The 21537-nt window shown below is 74.3% G+C and carries 8 protein-coding genes; 7 read left to right on the top strand and 1 reads right to left on the bottom strand.

The annotated features are described in order from the left end of the window. Positions 1–309: 309 nt before the first annotated feature. A complete protein-coding gene (locus tag ACZ7JZ_RS26215; RefSeq protein ID WP_470943366.1) occupies positions 310–1053 on the bottom strand; it encodes a thioesterase II family protein in 744 nt (247 codons plus the stop codon). Between the two features lie 478 nt (positions 1054–1531). Here ACZ7JZ_RS26215 and ACZ7JZ_RS26210 point away from each other — a divergent pair, with 478 nt between their 5' ends. The 7 genes from ACZ7JZ_RS26210 to ACZ7JZ_RS26180 all read left to right on the top strand — a co-directional run bounded on the left by ACZ7JZ_RS26210 (position 1532) and on the right by ACZ7JZ_RS26180 (position 21490). Next, positions 1532–1747, top strand: coding sequence for an MbtH family protein (locus tag ACZ7JZ_RS26210; RefSeq protein WP_470943364.1), 216 nt, complete (start codon positions 1532–1534; stop codon positions 1745–1747). A gap of 89 nt (positions 1748–1836) precedes the next feature. Next, entirely contained in the window at positions 1837–2580 is a 744-nt protein-coding gene (locus ACZ7JZ_RS26205; RefSeq protein ID WP_470943362.1) for an LmbU family transcriptional regulator, read from the top strand. A gap of 40 nt (positions 2581–2620) precedes the next feature. Continuing rightward, complete coding sequence (locus ACZ7JZ_RS26200) at positions 2621–4201, top strand: amino acid adenylation domain-containing protein (RefSeq protein WP_470943360.1); 1581 nt, start codon at positions 2621–2623, stop codon at positions 4199–4201. Positions 4202–4254: 53 nt separating this feature from the next. After that, the gene (locus ACZ7JZ_RS26195; RefSeq protein ID WP_470943359.1) at positions 4255–4485 is read left to right on the top strand and encodes a phosphopantetheine-binding protein; all 231 of its coding nucleotides are present in this window, start codon (positions 4255–4257) and stop codon (positions 4483–4485) included. Positions 4486–4632: 147 nt separating this feature from the next. Continuing rightward, complete coding sequence (locus ACZ7JZ_RS26190; protein WP_470943410.1) at positions 4633–5814, top strand: NAD(P)/FAD-dependent oxidoreductase; 1182 nt, start codon at positions 4633–4635, stop codon at positions 5812–5814. Between the two features lie 40 nt (positions 5815–5854). Beyond that, the gene (locus tag ACZ7JZ_RS26185) at positions 5855–13639 is read left to right on the top strand and encodes an amino acid adenylation domain-containing protein (RefSeq protein WP_470943358.1); all 7785 of its coding nucleotides are present in this window, start codon (positions 5855–5857) and stop codon (positions 13637–13639) included. 15 nt (positions 13640–13654) lie between these two features. Further along, a complete protein-coding gene (locus tag ACZ7JZ_RS26180) occupies positions 13655–21490 on the top strand; it encodes an amino acid adenylation domain-containing protein (protein ID WP_470943357.1) in 7836 nt (2611 codons plus the stop codon). Positions 21491–21537: the final 47 nt, after the last annotated feature.

Raw genomic sequence — 21537 nt, 5'->3', positions numbered from 1 at the left:
GACCGGCCTGACCGGCCTGACCGGCCTGACCGGCCTGACCGGCCTGACCGGCCTGACCGGCCTGACCGGCCTGACCGGCCTGACCGGCCTGACCGGCCTGACCGGGCTCGTTCCGGCCCGCCCCGTCCGGCACCGCACCGGCTCCCCGCCCCCGGCGGGCGGGGCCCCAGAACCCCGGGACGTGTGCCCGGCCCTCCCCAGGCCGGCCCCCTGTACGCCCCGGTCTCCGCGCGCCGCCGCCCGCAGTCGCCCCCCGCCTGCGGCCGGCGGCGCACGGCTGTGCGCCGCCGGCCGGTCAGCGCGTAGGGGTCAGCCCGTCCCGGTCAGCGCGTACCGCAGTGCCCGCTCCGCGTCCCGCTCGATCTGCCGCAGCACCGCCGCCTCGTCCTCCAGGAAGTAGAAGTGGCCGCCGTCGAAGACGCGCAGCCCGAGGAAGTGCCCGGCGTACTCCTCCCAGCCCGCCATCCGCTCCGGCGAGGCCGCGCGGTCCTGCGCCCCCGCGAAGGCGGACAGCGCCACCGGCAGCGGCCCGCGCCCGGGGGCGGGCCGCCAGTTCTCCACCAGCGCCAGGTCGGCCCGGATCACCGGCTCGAAGAGGGCCCACAGCTCCGGGTCGTCGAACACCCCGTCCGGGGTGCCGCCCAGCTGCCGCAGCCGCTCCCGCAGCTCCGCACCGTCCAGCTCGTGGTACCGGTCGGGCGTCTGCGCGTGCTGCGGCGCCGACCGCGCCGAGACCCCGGCCCACACCGGCAGCGGCAGGCCCCGGTCCTCGGCCGCCCGGATGATCTCGTACACCAGCAGCGCCCCCATGCTGTGCCCGAAGAGGGCGTAGGGGACGTCCAGGTCCCGCTCCATCCCGCGCAGCATGACCGCGGCCAGGGCCGCGGCCTCGGGGATCTGCGGCTCGTCGAGGAGCAGCCCGTGCCCCGGCGCGTCGAGCAGCCGTACGTCCCAGGTGTCCGGCAGGGCCTGCGGCCAGTGCCGGTACGGCAGGTGAGAGCCCCCCGCGTGGTGCAGGACGAACAGGCGCAGGGCCGGTCGTGTGCTGTCCATCTGTCTCCCCCTCGGATCGGGCCGCGCACCCTCGGACGATAGAGCGGGGGCCGCCCGGCGGTACCGGCGGGGCCCGGTGGCTCCGCTGTTCCTGGGGCGTTCATCGAGTGCCCCGAAGCCGTTCCTCCGGCGGTCCGCGACGGGCGCAAGACCGGTCCCGGCCGAGGTCGGGGGCTTGAGCAGGACTCGACCGGGTCCCCACAGGGCCGTGGATACAGTGCCGTCAGTCGCCTGCCCGGCAACGCGGGCAGCCGAGCCCGTACGAGTACCACCACCCGGAGCCCGCGGCTCCGGGCCCGCAGCGATGCTCGAACCGGAGTGGAGCCGCGGACGGGCCGGCCGGCCGCCGTGCGCGCCCGACCCGGTGCCGCAGGGCGGCCGGATCCCGCGTCCCGGACCGGACGGGGGCCGGGGGCCCGCCGCCCGCACGGCCGACGACCGATCCCGAGCCACCCATGACTGTTAAGGACGGTGCCAGTTGAGCACGAACCCCTTTGATGACGAGAACGGCCGCTTCCACGTCGTGGTGAACGACGAGGACCAGCACTCGCTGTGGCCGGTCTTCGCCGAGGTGCCCGCCGGCTGGCGCGTCGTCCTCGGCGAGGCGTCCCGGGCCGAGGCCCTGGAGTACGTCGAGCAGAACTGGACCGACCTGCGCCCCAAGAGCCTGCGGGAGGCCATGGCTGCGGGCTGAGCGCCGCCCGGACGGCCCGCCGGCGCCCGCAGGCGGCCGGCCGGCCGGTGAACGCCCAGGCAGACCATCCGAGTTGGGGGAGGAAGACGGTGAGTGGCGCAGTGAGGACCGCGGGCGGCCACCGGGCCGGGTCCGCCGGCGGCGGTGCACCCGCGCAGCCCGGCACGGTCCTGCCCTTCGTGGGGCCGCAGGCCACCGTGCGCAAGTCCGGGATGATCCTCCCGCAGAACCTGCCGGAGCGCTCCTGGGAGAGCATCGGCACCAATCTGCGCGAACTCGCCAACTCCTCGGCCTGGTGGCTCGCCGACTGGCTCCTCTTCGGGGAGTCCGCCTACGGGTGGCGCCGGTACAAGGAGGCCATCGAGCGGACCGGCCTCGACTACCAGACCCTGCGCAACTACGCCTGGGTGGCCCGGCGCTTCGACCACCACCGCAGGCGCGACGCGCTGAGCTTCGCCCACCACGCCGAAGTGGCCCGCCTGGCCCAGCCGGAGCAGGACTACTGGCTGCGCAGGGCGGAGCAGCAGAAGTGGTCGCGCAACGAGCTCCGCAGGTCCGTGCGCGCCGCCCTGGCCGTACAGAACGACACCGCGGGGGAGACCTCCGGCGGTGGGAAGCAGGACCCGGCCCGCCCGGCGGGGCCGGCCGACGCCGTCCGGCCGAAGGTCGCCAAGCTCACCATCGAACTGCCCGCCGACCGCCTGGCGGAGCTGGAGAAGGCGGCCGCCTCCCAGGGGGTGCCCGTGGCCGCGTGGGTGACCCGGCTGCTGGAGGCCGCCGACGCGCCGCCGGCCCCCGGGCGGGCGGACCCAGCCGACCGGCTGACGGCCTGAGCCGCGCCGGCCCGGACACCTCACACATCGGAGCCAGTTGATGATCCTTCAGGGAAAACGGGTCGCCCTGCCCGCGGCACCCGTCGTCCACAAGCAGTTCGAGGCGCACGCGGCGGCGGCCCCCGACGCCGTCGCCGTGGTCTGGGCCGGCCGCCAGGTGACGTACGCCGAGCTGGACGCGAAGGCGAACCGTTTCGCCCGGTTCCTGACCGCCCGCGGCCACGGCCGCGGCGCCAAGGTCGGCGTCTGCCTCGACTACTCCGTCGACATGCTCGTCGTCATCCTCGGCACCCTCAAGGCCGGTGCGGCGTACGTCCCCTTCGACCCCGCGTACCCGGCGGCCCGGCTCCAGCTGCTGCTGGACCAGGTGCCCGGCCTCGCGGTGATCGCGGTCTCGCCGGCCACCGCCGCCATGGTGGCGTCCACCCGGGCGGAGCTCGTGGACCTGGAGCAGCTCGCCCCCGAGCTGGAGGCCCTGCCGGCCACCGCCCCCGGGGTCGAGGTCACCGGCGACGACCTCTGCTACGCGGTCTTCACCTCCGGCTCCACCGGCACCCCGAAGCTCACCGCCGTGCGCCACGAGGGCTGGTTCAACCTGATGAACTGGCTGAGCCTGGAGTACGGCCTCGACAGCCGCTCGCACCACCTGGTCGTCAGCGCCTTCGGCTTCGACCTGTCCCAGCGCAGCCTGATGACCCCGCTGTTCATCGGCGCCACCCAGCACCTGCTCAACAGCCGAAACTTCGACGCGATGCTCGCGTACCGGATGCTCAACCAGCACGAGATCCGCGTCGTGCACTGCGCCTCCAGCACCCTCTACCTCCTCGTCGACTGGGAGACCGCCCGCGGCGGCGACGCCCTGGCCCGGCTCGACTACGTGCTCTTCGGCGGCGAGGCCCTCAAGGCCGACCGGCTCGCCGAGTGGGCCGCCCGCGAGGGGAACACCTGCACCCTCCTGCACCAGTACGGCGTGGCCGAGTGCACCGACGTCGCGACCTCCTACGACCTGGCCGGCTACCGGCCCGGGGTCCACGCGATCCCGCCGGTCGGCAGGCCCGCGTACAACACCGGCATCCACCTCCTCGACGGGGAGCTGCGCCCGGTCGGCCCGGGGGAGCAGGGCGAGATCTACATCTCCGGGGCGAGCGTCGGCGACGGATACCTCAACAACGGCCCCGAGAACGCCAAGTTCACCGTCCTCGACGTGGACGGCGAGCCCGTCCGCGCCTACCGCACCGGGGACCGCGGCCGCGTGGACGAGTCCGGCGACCTGGTGGTCCTCGGCCGGATCGACCACCAGGTGAAGGTGCGCGGGATGCGCATCGACCCCACTGACATCGAGCGCGCCCTCGCCCGCCTGGACGCGGTCCGCGAGGCCGCCGTGGCGGTCGTCCACGACTCCGGCGAGGCCGAACTGCTCGCCTTCATCGTCCCCGAGGGGGACGAGCCCACCGCGGACGCACTGCGCGCGGGCCTCATGGAGAACCTGCCGCGGAACATGGTCCCGGCCCGGTTCGTGAATATTCCGCGCATTCCGCTCAGCCCGCACGGAAAGGTGGACCGGCCCGCGCTGGTCGAGGCCTTCCGGAAGCAGCCCGCCGAAAGCGGCGCGGCGGTCTAGCGGAATTCCCGGCGGATCCGAAGAAGAAAAGCGAGAGGACTGCGAGGACAGCGATGATCGCCGAAGACGTACGCGCCATCTGGTGCCGGGAGCTCCAGGTCGACACCCTTTCGGTGGACGACGACTTCTTCGCCCTGGGCGGCCAGTCCCTGGTCATGGTCAGGATCCAGGGCGCCCTCCTGGAGGAGCTGGGCGTGGAGGTGCCCATGGACCAGCTCTTCCTCAACCCCACGGTGGCCTCCCTCTCCTCGTACATCGAGGCCCAGGGCGCGGCGGCCCGGTAGACCGGAATTCCCGGAAATCCCGCAGTCCCAGAACTCCCGGGACTCGCGGGACTCCCGGAAATTGCGTCAGCACCGGAAAGCCGTCGGGCAACCGCCCGTTCCATTCGAGAAACCACTGACAAGAGAGGCGGAGGCGCCTTGTACGACGTGATTGTCATCGGTGCCCGTTGCGCGGGCTCGCCGACGGCCATGCTGTTCGCGCGGCAGGGGTACCGCGTACTGCTCCTGGAGAAGGCGCGGTTCCCGCAGGACACCCTGTCCTCGCACTACCTCCACATGCAGGGCGTGGCCCTGCTCAACCGCTGGGGCCTGCTCGACAAGATCCGCGCGGCGGGCTGCAAGCCGATCACCAAGCAGGTGTACCAGGGCCCCGGCGTCCGCATCGAGGGCTTCTCCCTCCCGATGGACGGGCTGACCGAGACGTACGCGCCGCGGCGCTTCGTCCTCGACCCGATCCTCGCCGAGGGGGCCGTCGAGGCCGGCGTCGAGTTCCGCGAGGGCTGCGCGGTCAACGACCTGCTGTTCGAGGACGGCAGGGTCGTCGGCGTGCGCTACACCACCCCCGGCGGGGCCGAGGCCACCGACCGGGCCCGCCTGGTCGTCGGCGCGGACGGGATGCGCTCCCTCGTGGCCCGCAAGGCCGGCGCCGAGTACACCATCGAGCACCCGCGCGCGACCTGCACCTACTACAGCTACTGGTCCGGGGTCCCCTCGGACTTCGAGCTGTACGAGCAGCCGGGCCGCTGGATCGGCGTCCTGCCGACCAACAACGACCTCACCCTCCTCATGGCCTACTTCCCGCAGGCCGACTTCGGGACCGTCCGCAAGGACGTGGAGCCCGCCTACCTCGACGCCTTCCGCACGACGGCGCCCGAGCTGTGGGAGCGGATGCAGTCCGGCGGCGAGCGCGTGGAGCAGCTCTACGGCACCGGCCACCAGGACAACTTCTTCCGCAAGGCCCACGGCCCCGGCTGGGCCCTGGTCGGCGACGCCGTCACCCACAAGGACTCCATCACGGCCCGCGGCATCACCGAGGCCTTCGTCCAGGCGCAGAACCTCACCGCGTACATCGGCGACGGACTGCACGACGACAAGCGCCTGGCCGCCGCCCTGCGCAAGTACGAGAACGAACTCGGCAACGAGGCCCTGGCCCAGTACCAGGGCGCCCTCAACGTCGCCGAGCTCAAGCCCGAGGGCCGTACCGACATGCTCCGCAAGCTCGTCGGCCACCAGGAGCACATCGACCGGTACTTCTCGACCCTGTCGGGGGCCTGCTCCATCGACGACTTCTACAACGACGAACTCTTGACCCTGCTCGACCAGGGCTGAGTGACGACTTGCTCCCTGGTTACGCCGATTTGGAGAAACAATGATCCCGTTGTCGTTCGCACAGCGCCGGCTGTGGTTCGTGGACCGGTTCGAAGGCCCCTCGGCCACCTACAACGGCTCTTTCGCCCTGCGGCTGACCGGTGAGCTGAACGCGGAAGCGCTGGAGACGGCGCTCCACGACGTCATCGACAGGCACGAAGTCCTGCGCACCGTCATCGTCGAGGCCGAGGACGGGGTCCCGTACCAGCAGGTACTGGACTCCGGCCGGGCCCCCTTCGCCCTCAGGGTCCTCGACGCCCCCGAGGAGCTGCGGGCCGCGGCCGTCGACGCGGCCGGCAAGGAGACCTTCGACCTCGCCGCCGACGTCCCGATCCGCGCCACCCTCCTGAAGACCGCACCCCTCGACCACACCCTGGTCCTCGTCGTGCACCACATCGCGCTCGACGGCGAGTCCCTCGGACCGCTGCTGCGCGACCTCGCCGAGGCCTACGCGGCCCGCTCGCAGGGCCGCGCCCCGCTGTGGGAGCCGCTGCCCGTCCAGTACGCCGACTACACCCTGTGGCAGCAGGACGTGCTCGGCGACGAGTCCGACCCGGAGAGCCTGGCGGCCCGCCAGCTCGCCTACTGGCGCGAGGCCCTCGCCGACATGGCGCAGCCGCTGGCCCTGCCCACGGACCGGCCCCGCCCCAAGAAGACGGGCTCCGACGGCGGCCTCGTCACCTTCCCCATCGGTCCCGACCTGCTCGCCGCCGTGGAGAAGCTCGCCGCCGAACAGGACATCACCGTCTCGATGGTCATGCACTCGGCCCTCGCCGTGCTGCTGCACCACCTCGGCGCCGGCGACGACATCCCGATCGGCGCCCCCATCGCCGGCCGCACCGACGAGGAGCTGCGCGACCTCGTCGGCTTCTTCGTCAACACCTGGGTGCTGCGCGTCGACCTCTCCGGGAACCCCACCTTCACCGAGCTGCTCCAGCGGGTGCGGGACCGGGCCCTGGGCGCGTACGACAACCAGGACATGCCCTTCGAGCGGCTCGTGGAGCTGCTCAACCCCGACCGCTCCACCGCCTACCACCCCTTCTTCCAGGTCATGCTGGCCTGGCAGGAGCCCGTGGGCCGGCTGGAGTTCGCCGGGCTCGGCGTCGAGTCCGAGACCCTGGACACCGGCACCGCCAAGTTCGACCTCTTCTTCAACATGATCCCGGACGGCTCCGGCGGGGCGGGCGTCCGCCTGGAGTACGCCACCGACCTCTTCGACCGGGCCACCGTCGAACTGCTCGCCGAGCGCTACGTGCGCGTCCTGTCCCGGCTCGTCGCCGACACCGGGCGCGGGGTCGCCGGCCTCGACGTCCTCGACGCGGTCGAGCGGGACCGCCTGCTCACCGGCTTCAACGCGAACCCGGGCGCCGCGGAACTCACCGGGCTGACCGTCCCGGAACTCTTCGAGGCCCAGGCGGCCCGCACCCCGGACGCCCCGGCCCTGCTGTGCGGCGGCCGCACCCTGACCTACCGCGAGCTCGACGAGCGCGCCGACGCGGTCTCCCGCGAGCTGGTGCGCCGCGGCGCCGTCCCCGAGGACCTCGTCGCCCTCGCCCTGCCGCGCACCGAGGACCTGGTCGCCGGCCTGCTCGGCATCCTCAAGTCCGGTGCCGGGTACGTGCCGATGGACCCGCAGTACCTCGCGGGCCGCGCGCAGACCGTGCTGGCGGAGGCCCGCCCGCGCTTCGTCCTCACCGACACCGCGACCGCCGCCCAGCTGCCCGCGCACGGCATGGAGACCGTCCACCTCGACCGGCGCGACGCGTGGCAGCCCGCCGGCTCCGGCTCCGGCCGCACCGCGCCGCTGTCCCCGGACAACCTGGCGTACGTCATGTACACCTCGGGCTCCACGGGCAAGCCCAAGGGCGCCTCGATCACCCACCGCAACCTCGTCAACGGGGTCCGCGAGCTGGTGCGCGTCCTCGGGGAGACCGAGCCGGGCTGGAAGGTGCTCGCCGGCACCTCCGTCAACTTCGACGTCTCCGTCTTCGAGCTGCTCACCGCCCTGACCACCGGCGGCACCGCCGAACTGGTCCCCAACGCCCTGGCCCTCGCCGAGCGCGAGTCCTGGGACGGGCACGTCATCAGCGGGGTCCCCTCGGTCCTCGGCGAGCTGGTCCCCCACCTGGAGAAGGCACCGGACGTCCGCACCGTCGTCTTCGCCGGCGACGTGCTGCCCGCCCGCCTGGTCCGCCAGGTCCGCGAGGCCCTGCCCGGGGCCCGCATCGTCAACTCGTACGGCCAGAGCGAGAGCTTCTACGCCACCACCTTCGCCCTGGAGGCCGGCGCCGACTGGTCCGAGGGCGAGGTCGCCCCCATCGGCAGCCCCCTCGGGCACATGCGCGCCTACGTCCTGGGCCCGGGCCTCGCCCCGGTCCCGCAGGGGGTCGTCGGCGAGCTGTACGTGGTCGGCACCTGCCTGGGCCGCGGCTACCACGGCCGCCCCGCACTGACCTCCGAGCGCTACGTCGCCAGCCCCTTCGCCGCCGGCGAGCGGATGTACCGCACGGGCGACCTGGCCCGCTGGAACGCCGACGGCTCCCTGGAGTGCGTCGGCCGCGGCGACGGCCAGGTCAAGGTCCGCGGCTTCCGCATCGAGACCGCCGAGGTCGAGGCGGCCCTGACCGCCCACCCCGGCATCAGCGAGGCCGTGGTCATCAGCCGCGAGGTCCCCTCCGGCGGCGGCAAGCGCCTGGTCGCGTACGTGGTCCACACCGGCGAGGGCGGGGTCGGCGACGACGGCGCCGGAGGCATCGGCGACGTGGACGTGCAGGCCGGGGCCTCGGCCGCCGAACTGCGCAAGTTCGTCGCGGCCCGGCTGCCCGACTACATGGTCCCCTCGGCCTTCGTGGCCGTCGGCAAACTGCCCCTCGGCCCCACCGGCAAGCTCGACCGCAAGGCGCTGCCCGAGCCGGAGTTCCTGGGCGAGGCCTACCGGGAGCCCCGCACCGAGGCCGAGAAGATCATCACCGCCGCCTACGCCGACGTGCTCGGCGTCGACCGCGTCGGCATCGACGACGACTTCTTCGCCGTCGGCGGCGACAGCCTGCGCTCCATCCAGGTCGTGGCCCGCACCCGCAGCCGCGGACTGACCGTCACCACCCGCGAGATCTTCGAGTGCCGCACCGCGGCCCGGCTCGCCGAGGTGGCCGCCGACCGCCGCGACCAGATACCCGCCCTGGCGGAGCTGCCCGGCGGCGGGGTCGGCGAACTCGCCCTCCAGCCCGTGGCCCGGCACGTCTTCGACCACGGCGGCGGCACCGACCGCTTCGCCATGTCGCTCGTACTCGACCTGCCCGCCGGCATCGACGCGGACGGGCTCGCCGCCACCCTGGACGCCGTACTCGACCGCCACGACCTGCTGCGCGCCCGGCTCCTGCCCGGCGCCGAGCCCTCGCTGCTGGTCGCCCCGCAGGGCAGCGTGCGCGCAGCGGACCTGATCCACCGCGTTCCCGTCCCCGGCGGCTGGGACGACCCCGCCGCTCTGGAGGCGGCCAAGGCGGCGCTGGAGGACTCGGCGGGCCGGCTCGACCCGGCCGCCGGCACGGTCGCCGACTTCGTCTGGTTCACCACCCCCGACGGCGCCGGCCGGCTCCTCGCCGTCCTCCACCACCTGGTCGTGGACGGGGTCTCCTGGCGCATCCTCATGTCGGACCTCGCCGAGGCCTGGCAGGACGTGAAGGCCGGGCGCACCCCGCAGCTCCCCGAGGTCGGCACCTCCGCCCGCCGCTGGGCCGCCGCCCTGGAGTCCGAGGCCCTGTCCCCGGAGCGCGAGGACGAGCTCGACCACTGGCGCGACGTGCTCGAATCGCCCAACCTCCCGCTGGGGGAGCGGTCCTTCAACCCGGCCGTGGACGTCATGTCCACCCTCGACACCGTCCGCGTGCAGCTGCCCGCCGACGTCACCGAGGCCGTCCTGACCAAGCTGCCCGCGGCCTTCCGGAGCACCGGCACCGACGTGCTCCTCGCCGCCCTCGCCCTGGCCGTCAACCGCTGGCGCGGCGACAGCCGCTCCACCCTGGTCCGGCTGGAGGGCCACGGCCGCGAGGAGTCCGCCGTCCCCGGCGCCGACCTCTCGCGCACCGTCGGCTGGTTCACCAGCATGTACCCGGCCCGGATCGACGTGCACGACGTGGACCTGGCCGAGGTCCTCGCGGGCGGCCCCGCCGCCGGCCGGGCCGTCAAGCGGGTCAAGGAGCAGCTGCGCGGCATCAAGGACAAGGGCCTCGGCTACGGGCTGCTGCGCTGGCTCAACCCCGAGACCTCCGTCCAGCTGGAGGAGTACGCCGACCCGCAGATCGGCTTCAACTACCTCGGCCGGATCTCCGACTCCGACGTGCCCGAGCACCTGCGCGCCGAGGGCTGGGTGCCCGCCGACTGGTCCTCCGAGCTGGTCCCGATGCCCGACCCCGACCTGCCCGCGCTCTCCGCGCTGGAGGTCAACTCGGTGGTCACCGACACCCCCGGGGGCGCCCGCCTCCAGGCCGCGTTCATGTTCCCCACCGGGGTCCTGACCCGCGAGCGGACCGCCGAACTCGCCGACCTGTGGGTCGAGGTGCTGACCGGCATGGCCGCGCACGCCGCGACCCCCGCCGCCGGCGGGCTCACCCCCTCCGACGCCCCCCTCGTCCAGATCACCCAGGACGAGATCGACGACTGGGAGCAGCTGTACGGGCGCCTCGCCGAGGTCTGGCCGCAGGCCCCCGGCCAGTCCGGCATCCAGTTCCAGGCGGCCCTGGCGGACGGCACCTTCGACGTCTACCACATGCAGTTCCTGATGCACCTGTCCGGGAACGTGGACCCGGAGCGGATGCGCGCCGCCGGGCAGGCGCTGATCGAGCGGTACCCGAACCTGCGCTCCGCCTTCGTCGCCGGCGCCGGGGGCGACCCGGTCCAGCTCGTCCCCGAGCACATCGACATCCCCTGGCGCCACATCGACCTCAGCGGTCTCGACGAGGCCGCGCAGACCGAGGCCGTGGACCGGGCCCTCGCCGAGGACCGGGCCGACCAGCTCGACCCCTCCCGGCCCCCGCTGATCCGTCTGGCCCTGCTCACCTGCGGGCCCGAGCGCAGCAAGCTGATCCTCACGGCCCACCACACCCTCTTCGACGGCTGGTCCTCGCCCCTGGTCATCAAGGACCTGGTCCGGCTGTACGCCGGGGACGAGGAGCCCGCCCCGGTCCGCAGCTACGGCGACTACCTGGCCTGGCTCTCCCGCCAGGACCGCGAGGCCTCGGCCGCCCGCTGGAAGGAGGAGCTCGCCGAGTTCGAGCAGCCCACCCTGCTGGCCGCCGACCGCACCGCGCAGGGCGAGGCCAAGGCCCTCGGCCGCGTCGAGGTCCCGCTCTCCATCGACCAGGGCCGCGAACTGGCCCGCCGCGCCGCCGAACTGGGCGTCACCCTCAACACCCTCCTCCAGGCCTCCTGGGCCGTCCTGCTCTCCAAGCTCACCGGAGCGCACGACGTGGTCTTCGGCGCCGCGGTCAACGGCCGCCCCGCGGACCTGGTCGGCTCGGACGAGATGGTCGGCCTGTTCATCAACACCCTGCCGACCCGGGTGCGCTGCCGCCCCGAGGACACCGTCGGAGCAGTCATCGCCGACCTCCAGGACCGGCAGATCTCCCTGCTCGACCACCACTACTACGGGCTGGCCGACATCCAGCGCGGGGTCGGGCTGCCCGCCCTCTTCGACACCATCGTCGTCTTCGAGAACTACCCCATCGACCGCGAGGGCATGGTCGAGGCCAACGAGTCCGCGGGCTTCGGCATCGACGCCATCCGGCCCTTCGCCGGATCGCACTACCCGCTCACCCTCAACGCCTCCGACCCGTACCTGCGCTGCTCCCTCGACTACGCGACCACGCTCTTCGACCGCGACGCGGCCGAGGTGGTCGCCGCCCGGCTCGTCCGGATCCTGGAGCAGGTCCTCGAGGACCCGCAGACCCCCGTCGGCGCCCTGGACGTCCTGTCCGCCGAGGAGCGGGCCTGGCTGCTCGAGGGCATCAACGACACGGCGCAGCCCGTACCGGCCGCCACCCTGCCGGACGCCTTCGAGGCCCAGGCCGCGCGCACGCCCGACAGCACGGCGCTGATCGGCGAGGACGAGACCCTCACCTACGCCGAGTTCAACCGGCGCGCCAACCGCCTCGCCCACTGGCTGGTCGAGCAGGGAGCGGGTCCCGAGCAGCTCGTCGCCGTGCGGATCCCCCGCTCCGTGGACCTCATGGTCGCCCTGTACGCGGTGGTCAAGGCCGGCGCGGCCTACGTGCCGGTCGACACCGAACTGCCCGAGGACCGCGTACGCCTCGTCCTCGACGGCGCGAAGCCGCTGCTCGTCCTCGACGCGGACCTCCCCGAGGTCTCCGGCTACCCGGACACCGATCCGCAGCGCCCCGGACTGACCCCGGACAGCGCCGCGTACGTGATCTTCACCTCCGGCTCCACCGGCCGCCCCAAGGGCGTCCAGGTGGCCCACCGCGGCATCATGAACCGCCTCGCGTGGGGCCTGTCCCACTTCGAGGTCGGCCCCGAGGACCGGGTGCTGCTCAGCACCACCGCCAGCTTCGACGTCTCCGTCCCCGAGATCTTCGCCCCGCTGCAGGTCGGCGCGGCCGTGGTCATCGCCCGGCCCGACGGCCGCCGCGACCCGGCCTACCTGGCCGAGCTGATCCGCCGCGAGAACGTCACCGGGGCCGACTTCGTCCCCTCCCTGCTGGAGGCCTTCGCCAACGAGCCCGGCGCCAAGGAGTGCAGCAGCCTGCGCTGGATCGAGGTCGCCGGCGAGGCCTTCCCGCCCGCCCTCGCCAACCGGGCCGCCGAGGTCCTGCCGGACTGCGGGATCCACAACCTCTACGGGCCCACCGAGGCCTCCGTCGAGGTCACGGCCTACCAGCACGTGCCCGGCGCCGACCGGGTGCCGATCGGCGCCCCCGTCTGGAACACGCAGGTCTACGTCCTCGACGCGGCCCTGCGCCCGGTGGCCCCCGGGGTCCCCGGCGAGCTCTACCTCGCCGGCACCGGCCTCGCCCGCGGCTACCTCGGCCAGACCGGGCTGACCGCCAACCGGTTCGTCGCCTGCCCCTACGGCGGGCCGGGCAGCCGGATGTACCGCACCGGCGACGTGGTGCGCTGGAACGCCGACGGCCAGGTCGAGTACATCGGCCGCTCCGACTTCCAGGTCAAGCTCCGCGGGTTCCGCATCGAACTCGGCGACATCGAGCAGGCCATCGCGGCCCACCCCGACGCCGAGGCCGTCGTGGCCCTCGTCCGCGAGGACCGCCCCGGAGACCAGCGCCTGGTCGCCTACGTGGTCCCCGCCCCGGGGAAGGCCCCCGCGGACCTCGACCCCGAGGCGCTCACCGCCCTGGCCCGCGAGCACCTGCCCGCGTACATGGTGCCCTCGGCCGTCGTACCGCTGGCCGAACTGCCCCAGACCCCGAGCGGCAAGCTCGACCGCAAGGCGCTGCCCGCCCCGGACCTCCCGGCCGAGGCCGCGGTCGGCCGCGGACCGCGCAACCCCACCGAGGAGGTCCTCTGCCGGCTCTTCGCCGAGCTGCTGGGCCTCCCGGAGATCGGCATCGACGCCGACTTCTTCGACCACGGCGGCCACTCCCTCCTCGCGACCCGGCTCACCGGCCGGATCCGCAACGAGCTCAAGGCCGACGTGAAGGTGACCACCGTCTTCCGCAGCCCGACCGTCGCCGAACTGGCGGCCCGGGTCGACGAGGCGGCCACCGCAACGAACCGTCCGAAGCTGCGTCCCATGCTGCGCCCGATGAACGTGTAGGCAGGAGTTACACCGATGATCCCGTTGTCCTTCGCACAGCGCCGGCTGTGGTTCCTCCACCGTCTCGAAGGCCCGTCTGCGACCTACAACATCCCGTTCGTGCTGCGACTGGAGGGGCCGCTCGACACGGCGGCCCTGGCCGCGGCCGTCCAGGATGTCGTCACCCGGCACGAGAGCCTGCGCACCCTCGTGTCCGAGAACGCGGACGGCACCCCCGAGCAGCGGATCCTGCCCCCGCAGGAGGCCGTCGTACCGTTCCGGATCGCCGACACGGCCCCGGACGCGGTGGAGGCCGCGGTGCGCGAGGCCTCGTGCGAAGGCTTCGAGCTCGACACCGAACTCCCGCTGCGCACCACGGTCCTGCGGATCTCCGAGCAGGACCACGTGCTCGCGTTCGTGTTCCACCACATCGCCGCGGACGGGGCGTCCATGGCGCCGTTCATGCGGGACCTCCTCGCGGCGTACGCGGCCCGCAGCCGGGGCGCCGCCCCCGGCTGGGAGCCGCTGCCGATCCAGTACAAGGACTACACGCTCTGGCAGCGCGAGGTCCTCGGCGACGAGGAGGACCCCGAGAGCGTCGCCGCGGCGCAGCTCGACTACTGGCGCCGGGAACTCGCCGACGTGCCGCAGCCGGTCCAGCTCCCGCTGGACCGGCAGCGGCCCACCGCCGCCGGCCACGACGGCGGCCACGTCGACTTCGCCCTGGAGGACGGCCTGCTGGCCGCGGTCCAGAAGCTGGCCGGCGCGCACGGCGCCACCGCGCCGATGGTCGCCCAGGCCGTGCTCGCGGCCCTGCTGCACCACCTGGGCGCCGGCAACGACCTCACCATCGGCAGCCCCATCGAGGGCCGCGCCGACGAGCAGCTCGACGACCTGATCGGCTTCTTCGCCAACACCTGGGTGCTGCGCGCCGACCTGTCGGGCAACCCCTCGTTCGGCGAGCTCCTCGACCAGGTGCGCGACCGGGCCCTGGCCGCGTACGACAACCAGGACGTGCCCTTCGAGCGCCTCGTGGAACTGCTCAGCCCCGACCGCACCACCGCCTACCAGCCGCTCTTCCAGGTCATGCTGGCCTGGCAGTTCGAGTGGTCGCAGATCGAGATCCCCGGGCTGAAGCTGACCCCCGTCCCGACGGGCACCGGCACCGCCAAGTTCGACCTGTTCTTCAACATCGTCCCGGCCCCGGGCGGCGGCGCCATCGGCCGCCTGGAGTACGCCACCGAGCTCTTCGACCACGCCACGGCCGAAGCCCTGGTCGAGCGGTACGTGCGCGTCCTGCGCCAGGTCACCGCCGACCCCTCGGCCCGGCTCGGCGCCGTGGACGTGCTCACCGGCGACGAGCACGCCTGGCTCGCCAAGGCCAACGGCACCGACGCCCCCGTACCGGTGGCCACCGTCCACGAGCTCGTCTCCGCCCGCGCCTCCCAGACCCCGCACGCCACGGCCGTGGTCTGCGGCGGCACGTCGCTGACCTACCGCGAGCTGGAGGAGCGGGCCGGCCGGCTCGCCCGGGCCCTGCGCGCCCGCGGCGTCGGACCCGACGTCCTCGTCGCCGTGGCCCTGCCGCGCTCCGCCGACCTGGCGGTCGCCCTGCTCGGCGTCCTCAAGGCCGGCGGCGCCTACCTGCCCGTCGACCCCGCCTACCCGTCCGCACGGGTCGGACTCCTCCTGGAGACGGCCGGCCCGGCGCTCGTGCTCACCGACGCGGCAGCCGCGGACACCGTGGCCGGCTCCCCGGCGCCGGTGCTCCGGCTCGACGACCTGGAACGGGACCCGGACGCGGCGCAGCCGGCCGGCCCGGACTCCGCGGCCGGGCCCGACGGCTTCCGCACCGCCCCGGACAACCTCGCCTACGTCATGTTCACCTCCGGCTCCACCGGCACCCCCAAGGGCGTGGCCATCACCCACGCCGGGGTCGTCAACGGGGTCCGCGACCTGCGCCGCACCGTGCAGGTGGAGCCCGGCTCCCGGATGCTCGCCGCGACCTCCGTGAACTTCGACGTCTCCGTCTTCGAGATCTTCACGGCCCTCACCACGGGCGCCACCGTCGAGATCGTCCGCGACGTCCTCGAACTCGCCGAGCGCGGCGGCTGGTCGGGCACGACCGTCAGCGCCGTCCCCTCGGTGTTCTCCGCCCTCCTCGACCAGGTGGGCGGCGGCGCGGAGGGCACCGGCCTGGACGTGGACACCGTGGTCTTCGCCGGCGAGGCCCTCTCCGCCGACCTCGTCGCCAGGGTCCAGACGGCCCTGCCCGGCACCCGGGTCGTCAACGCCTACGGCCAGACCGAGAGCTTCTACGCCACCACCCACACCGTCCCCGGGTACGGGGACGGGGACGGGCACGCCGCGGGCGCCGTACCCGTGGGCCGCCCGCTCGCGAACATGCGCGCGTACGTCCTCGGGCCCGAGCTCACCCCCGTCGCCCCCGGGGTCGTCGGGGAGCTGTACGTCGGCGGCCTGGTCGCCCGCGGCTACCACCGCAACGGGCCCGTCACCGCCGAGCGCTTCGTCCCCTGCCCCTTCGGACCCGAAGGCGCCCGCATGTACCGCACCGGCGACCTCGCCCACTGGGGCGCGGACGGCGAGCTGAGGTACGCGGGCCGCGCCGACGGCCAGGTCAAGGTCAACGGCATCCGCGTGGAGCCCACCGAGGTCGAGACCGTCCTCGGCCGCCACCCCGCCGTCGGCCGGGCCGCCGTCACCGTCCGCCCCGACCACAAGGGCACCCCCCGGCTGGTCGGCTACGTCGCCCCCGCCGACCCGCACACCCCCGTCTCCGAGGCGGAGCTGCGCCGGTTCGCCGCCAAGGGCCTGCCGGACTACATGGTCCCCGCCGTGTTCGTCGTCCTCGACCGGCTGCCGCTGAACGCCAACGGCAAGCTGGACCGGGCCGCCCTGCCCGAGCCCGAGTTCGCCGGCACCGCGTACCGCGCCCCGCGCACCGGGGCCGAGCGGATCCTCGCCGAGGTGTACGCCGACGTCCTCGGCGCCGACGGCGTCGGCATCGACGACGACTTCTTCACCAGCGGCGGCGACAGCATCCGCTCCATCCAGGTCGTCGCCCGCGCCAAGACCCGCGGCGTCCTCGTCAGCACCCGCGAGATCTTCGAGCAGCGCACCGTCGCCCGGCTCGCCGAGCTCGTCGAGGGCCGCGAGGAGGAGGAGCGGGCCGTCCTGGCCGAGCTGCCCGGCGGGGCCGTGGGCCCCTCCCCGCTGCCCCCGACCGGCGCCCACGTGCTCGGACTCGGCGGCGGCATCGGCCGGTTCTGCATGTCGGCCCTGCTCACCCTCCCCGAGGACATCGACCGCGCCGGGCTGGCCGCCGTCCTCCAGGCCCTGCTGGACCGGCACGACGTCCTGCGCTCCCGCCTCGACCGCGGGGCGGACGGCGGCGCCGGCGCCCTGGTCGTGCAGCCCGCCGGCAGCACGGCCGCCGCCGCCCTCGTCCACGAGGTGCCCTACACCGGCGCCGGTGCCGACGTACAGGCCGCGCTCGACGCCGCCGCGGACCGGCTCGACCCCGACGCCGGGGTCATGGCGCAGTTCGTGCACCTCACCTCCGACACGGAGGCGGACCGCCTGCTCGTCGTGCTCCACCACCTCGTCGTGGACGGGGTCTCCTGGCGGATCATCGTCCCCGACCTCGCCGCCGCCTGGAAGCGGGTCCGCGCAGGCCTCGCCCCCGAGCCGGCCCCCGCGGGCACCTCGGTGCGCCGCTGGATGCACGCCCTCGCCGAGGAGGCCGCCGCCCCCGCCCGGGTGGCCGAACTCCCCTTCTGGCAGGAGCTGCTCGGCGGGCAGGAGCCCGTACTCGGCTCCCGCGAACCCGACCCCGCCACCGATGTCACGGCCACCGTCGACACCGTGCGCGTCCAGGTCCCCGCCCCGGTCACCGCCGCCCTCCTCGACACCCTGCCCGCGGTCTTCCGCGGCGGCGTCGACGACGGACTGCTCGCCGGACTCGCCCTGGCCCTGGCCAAGTGGCACGCCGGCCGCGGCACCGCGGCCCCCTCCGCGCTGGTCCGGCTGGAGGGCCACGGCCGCGAGGACCACCTCGTGCCCGGCGCCGACCTGTCCGCCACCGTCGGCTGGTTCACCGCCATGTACCCCGTCCGGCTCGACCTCGCGGGCGTCGACCTCGCCGAGGCCTTCGCCGGCGGCCCGGCCGCCGGACGCGCCGTCAAGGCCGTCAAGGAGCAGCTGCGCGCCGTACCCGACAACGGCATGGGCTACGGACTGCTGCGCCACCTCAACCCGCAGACCGCGGCCGCCCTGGCGGGCCTGCGCCAGCCCCGGATCGGCTTCAACTACCTCGGCCGGGCCTCCGCCGCGGACATCCCCGAGGAGCTGCGCGGCCTCGGCTGGACCCCCGACACCACCCACGCCGACCTGATCGCCGCCGCCGACGCGGACATGCCCGCCCTGTCCGCGCTGGAGATCAACGCGGTCGCCGCCCACACGGCAGAGGGCGAGCAGCTCACCGCCTACTTCGGCTTCCCCACGGGGGTGCTCTCCCGCGAGGAGGTCACCGAGATCGCCGGACTGTGGGTCGAGGCCCTGACCGCCCTGGCGGCGCATGCCGCGTCCCCCGCCGCCGGCGGGCTCACCCCCAGCGACGCACCCCTGGTCCGCGTGGCCCAGTCGGAGATCGACGCCTGGGAGGGCACCTTCGGCAAGCTGGCCAAGGTCTGGCCGACCACCCCGCTCCAGTCCGGGATGCTCTTCCACACCATGCTGTCGGCCGCCGGCACCTTCGACGCGTACCACATGCAGCTGGTCTTCCACCTGTCCGGCGAGGTCGACGCGGAGCGGATGCACCGGGCCGCCCAGGCCCTCCTGCGCCGCCACGGCGGCCTCGGCGCGGCCTTCGTCCACCGGGCCGACGGCGAACTCGTCCAGGTCGTACCCGAGTCGGTCACCCTGCCCTGGCAGCACCTCGACCTCACCGCCGCCGGGGAACAGGAGCGCACCGAGCGCTTCGAGGCCTTCCTCGCCGAGGACCGGGCCGCCCACTTCGACCCGGCGGCCCCGCCCCTGATCCGGATGGCCCTCGCGCAGCTCGAACCCGGCCGCGCCGAACTGGTGATGACCGCCCACCACGTCCTGCTCGACGGCTGGTCCATGCCCCTGCTCATGCAGGACCTGCTGCTGCTCTACGCCTCCGGCGGGGACCCGGCCGGCCTGCCCGCGGCCCGCGACTTCGGCGAGTTCCTGGCCTGGCGCGCCCGCCAGGACGCGGCCGAGACCGCCCGCGTCTGGGCCGAGGAGCTCGACGGGGTCGAGGAGCCCACCCTCCTCGTCCCCGGCGCCGACTCCTCCGGCGGGGTCACCGGCGAGGGCATCGGGCAGCTCGACATCGCCCTCCCTGCCGAGGAGGCCCGCCTCCTGGCCCGCCGCGCCACCGAGCTCGGCATCACCGTCAACACCCTGGTCCAGGGCGCCTGGGCGGTGCTCCTCGGCCGCCTCACCAACCGCCAGGACGTGGTGTTCGGCGCCACCGTCTCCGGCCGCCCGCCCGCCGTCCCGGACATCGACTCCATCGTCGGCATGTTCATCAACACCCTGCCCGTACGGGTCGGCTACGCGCCCGGCGACACCCTCGCCGAGGTCCTCACCCGGCTCCAGGCCCGGCAGGCCGCCCTGCTCGACCACCACCACCACGGGCTCACCGAGATCCAGCAGTCCACCGGACTGCCCACCCTCTTCGACACCCTGGTCGTCTTCGAGTCGTACCCGGTCGACGAGGAGGGCATCAGCGCCGCCTCCGAGGCCGCCGACGGCATCGCCTTCACCGGCCTGCGCGCCTCCACGGGCACCAGCTACCCGCTGACCCTGATGGCCGCCGCCGACCCCCACCTCCAGCTCATCCTCCAGTACGCCGAGGGGCACTTCGGGCGGGACGCGGTCGAGGCCCTCGGCGAGCGGCTGGTGCGCGTCCTGCGCGCCCTGGCCGCCGACCCGCAGCTGACGGTGGCCCAGGTGGACGTGCTCGCCCCCGCCGAGCGCGAGCAGCTGCTCGCCGGGTTCGGCGCGCACACCGCACCGGCCCTGCCCGAGGCCCCCGCCACCGTGCACGGGCTGCTGTCGGCCCAGGCCGCCCGCACCCCCGGCGCGACCGCCGTCACCGCCGGGGACGAGGAGCTCACGTACGCCGGGCTCGAAGCCCGCGCCGACCGGCTGGCCCGCGAGCTCGTCCGCCGCGGCGTGGGCGCCGAATCGGTGGTCGCGGTCTCGCTGCCGCGCTCCGCCGACCTGGTCACCGCCCTCCTCGCGGTCCTCAAGGCCGGCGGCGCCTACCTGCCCGTCGACCCCAAGTACCCGAGCAGCCGGCTCGCCGCCATCCTGGACGAGGCCCGCCCGCGCCTGGTGCTCACGCACTCCGACACGGCCGCGGCCCTGCCGGAGCACGGGGCCCCGGAACTGCGGATCGACACCCTCGACCTGGCTGCCGGCGACGGCGGCGACGGGGAGCCCGCACCGCAGGTCCACCCCCAGCAGCTCGCGTACGTGATGTACACCTCCGGGTCCACCGGCAAGCCCAAGGGCGTCGCCATCACCCACGCGGGCGTGGTCAACGGCGTCCGCCGGCTCGCCGAGCGCGTCGGCATGGCCGCCGGCAAGCGGATGCTCGCCGGCACCTCGGTCAACTTCGACGTCTCCGCCTTCGAGGTCTTCACCACCCTCGCCGCCGGCGGCGTGGTCGAGGTCGTCCGCGACGTCCTCGTCCTCGGCGAGCGCAAGGAGTGGACCGGCAGCGTCATCTCCACCGTCCCCTCCGCCTTCGCCGAACTCGTCGACGAGATCGCCGGCCGCACCCGCGTCGAGACCGTCGTCTTCGCCGGCGAGGCCCTGCCCGCCGCCCTGGTCGACAAGACCCGGGCCGCCTTCCCCGGCGTACGGATCGTCAACGCCTACGGCCAGAGCGAATCCTTCTACGCCACCACCCACACCGTCCCCGCCGGAGCCCGCGACTGGAACGGCAGCGCCCCCGTCGGCACCCCCCTCGGCGGGATGCGGGCCTACGTCCTGGGCCCCGGCCTCACCCCCGTGCCCCCCGGCACGGTCGGCGAGCTGTACGTCGGCGGCGCCATCGGCCGCGGCTACCACGGCCGCCCCGCCCTGACCGCCGAGCGCTTCGTCGCCTCCCCCTTCGGGGAGCCCGGCGAGCGGCTCTACCGCACCGGCGACCTCGCCCGCACCGGCGAAGGCGGCCGGATCCAGTACGAGGGCCGCGCCGACTCCCAGGTCAAGGTCCGCGGCTTCCGCGTCGAACCCGCCGAGGTCGAGGCCGCCCTCGCCTCCCACCCCGGCATCGCCCAGGCCGTCGTCGTCGCCCGCGAGGGCAGGGCCGAGGGCACCGGCAAGCGGCTCGTCGCCTACGCCGTACCCGCCGCGGCCGAGGACCCCGGCTACGCCGGACCGGAGCCGAGGGAACTGCACGCCCACGTCGCCGAGCGGCTGCCCGAGTTCATGGTGCCGTCCGCCTTCGTGGTCCTCGACCGGCTGCCGCTGGCCCCCAACGGCAAACTCGACCGCAAGGCGCTCCCCGAGCCGGAGTTCACCGGCGCCGAGTACCGCGCCCCGCGCAACGCCCGCGAGGAGACCCTCGCCCGGCTCTTCGCCGAGGTGCTCGGCGTGGAGCGGGTGGGCGTCGACGACGGCTTCTTCGAGCTCGGCGGGCACTCCCTGCTCGCCACCCGGCTCATCAGCCGCGCCCGCGCCGAACTGTCGATCGAGATCCCCATCCGCAAGGTGTTCGACCTGCCGACGGTCGCGGCACTCGCCGCCTGGTCGCAGGAGTCGGCCGCGCCCCGCCGCCCCAGTCTGCTCCAGATGGCCGGCAAGGGCTGAAGCGGCAGCCGCCGCCCGCACCCGCCGCCCGCCCCCCTGCCGTCACT

It is taken from the genome of Streptomyces sp. NPDC038213, from assembly GCF_055600495.1.
Note: the sequence above shows the minus strand (reverse complement) of the source record. Positions and strands in the feature narration are given on the sequence as shown.

Bases quoted from the DNA above. Each gene is read 5' to 3' on its own strand.
- ACZ7JZ_RS26215 (WP_470943366.1), bottom strand. From the start codon at position 1,053: ATGGACAGCACACGACCGGCCCTGCGCCTGTTCGTCCTGCACCACGCG.
- ACZ7JZ_RS26180 (WP_470943357.1), top strand. From the start codon at position 13,655: ATGATCCCGTTGTCCTTCGCACAGCGCCGGCTGTGGTTCCTCCACCGT.
- ACZ7JZ_RS26200 (WP_470943360.1), top strand. From the start codon at position 2,621: ATGATCCTTCAGGGAAAACGGGTCGCCCTGCCCGCGGCACCCGTCGTC.
- ACZ7JZ_RS26185 (WP_470943358.1), top strand. From the start codon at position 5,855: ATGATCCCGTTGTCGTTCGCACAGCGCCGGCTGTGGTTCGTGGACCGG.
- ACZ7JZ_RS26195 (WP_470943359.1), top strand. From the start codon at position 4,255: ATGATCGCCGAAGACGTACGCGCCATCTGGTGCCGGGAGCTCCAGGTC.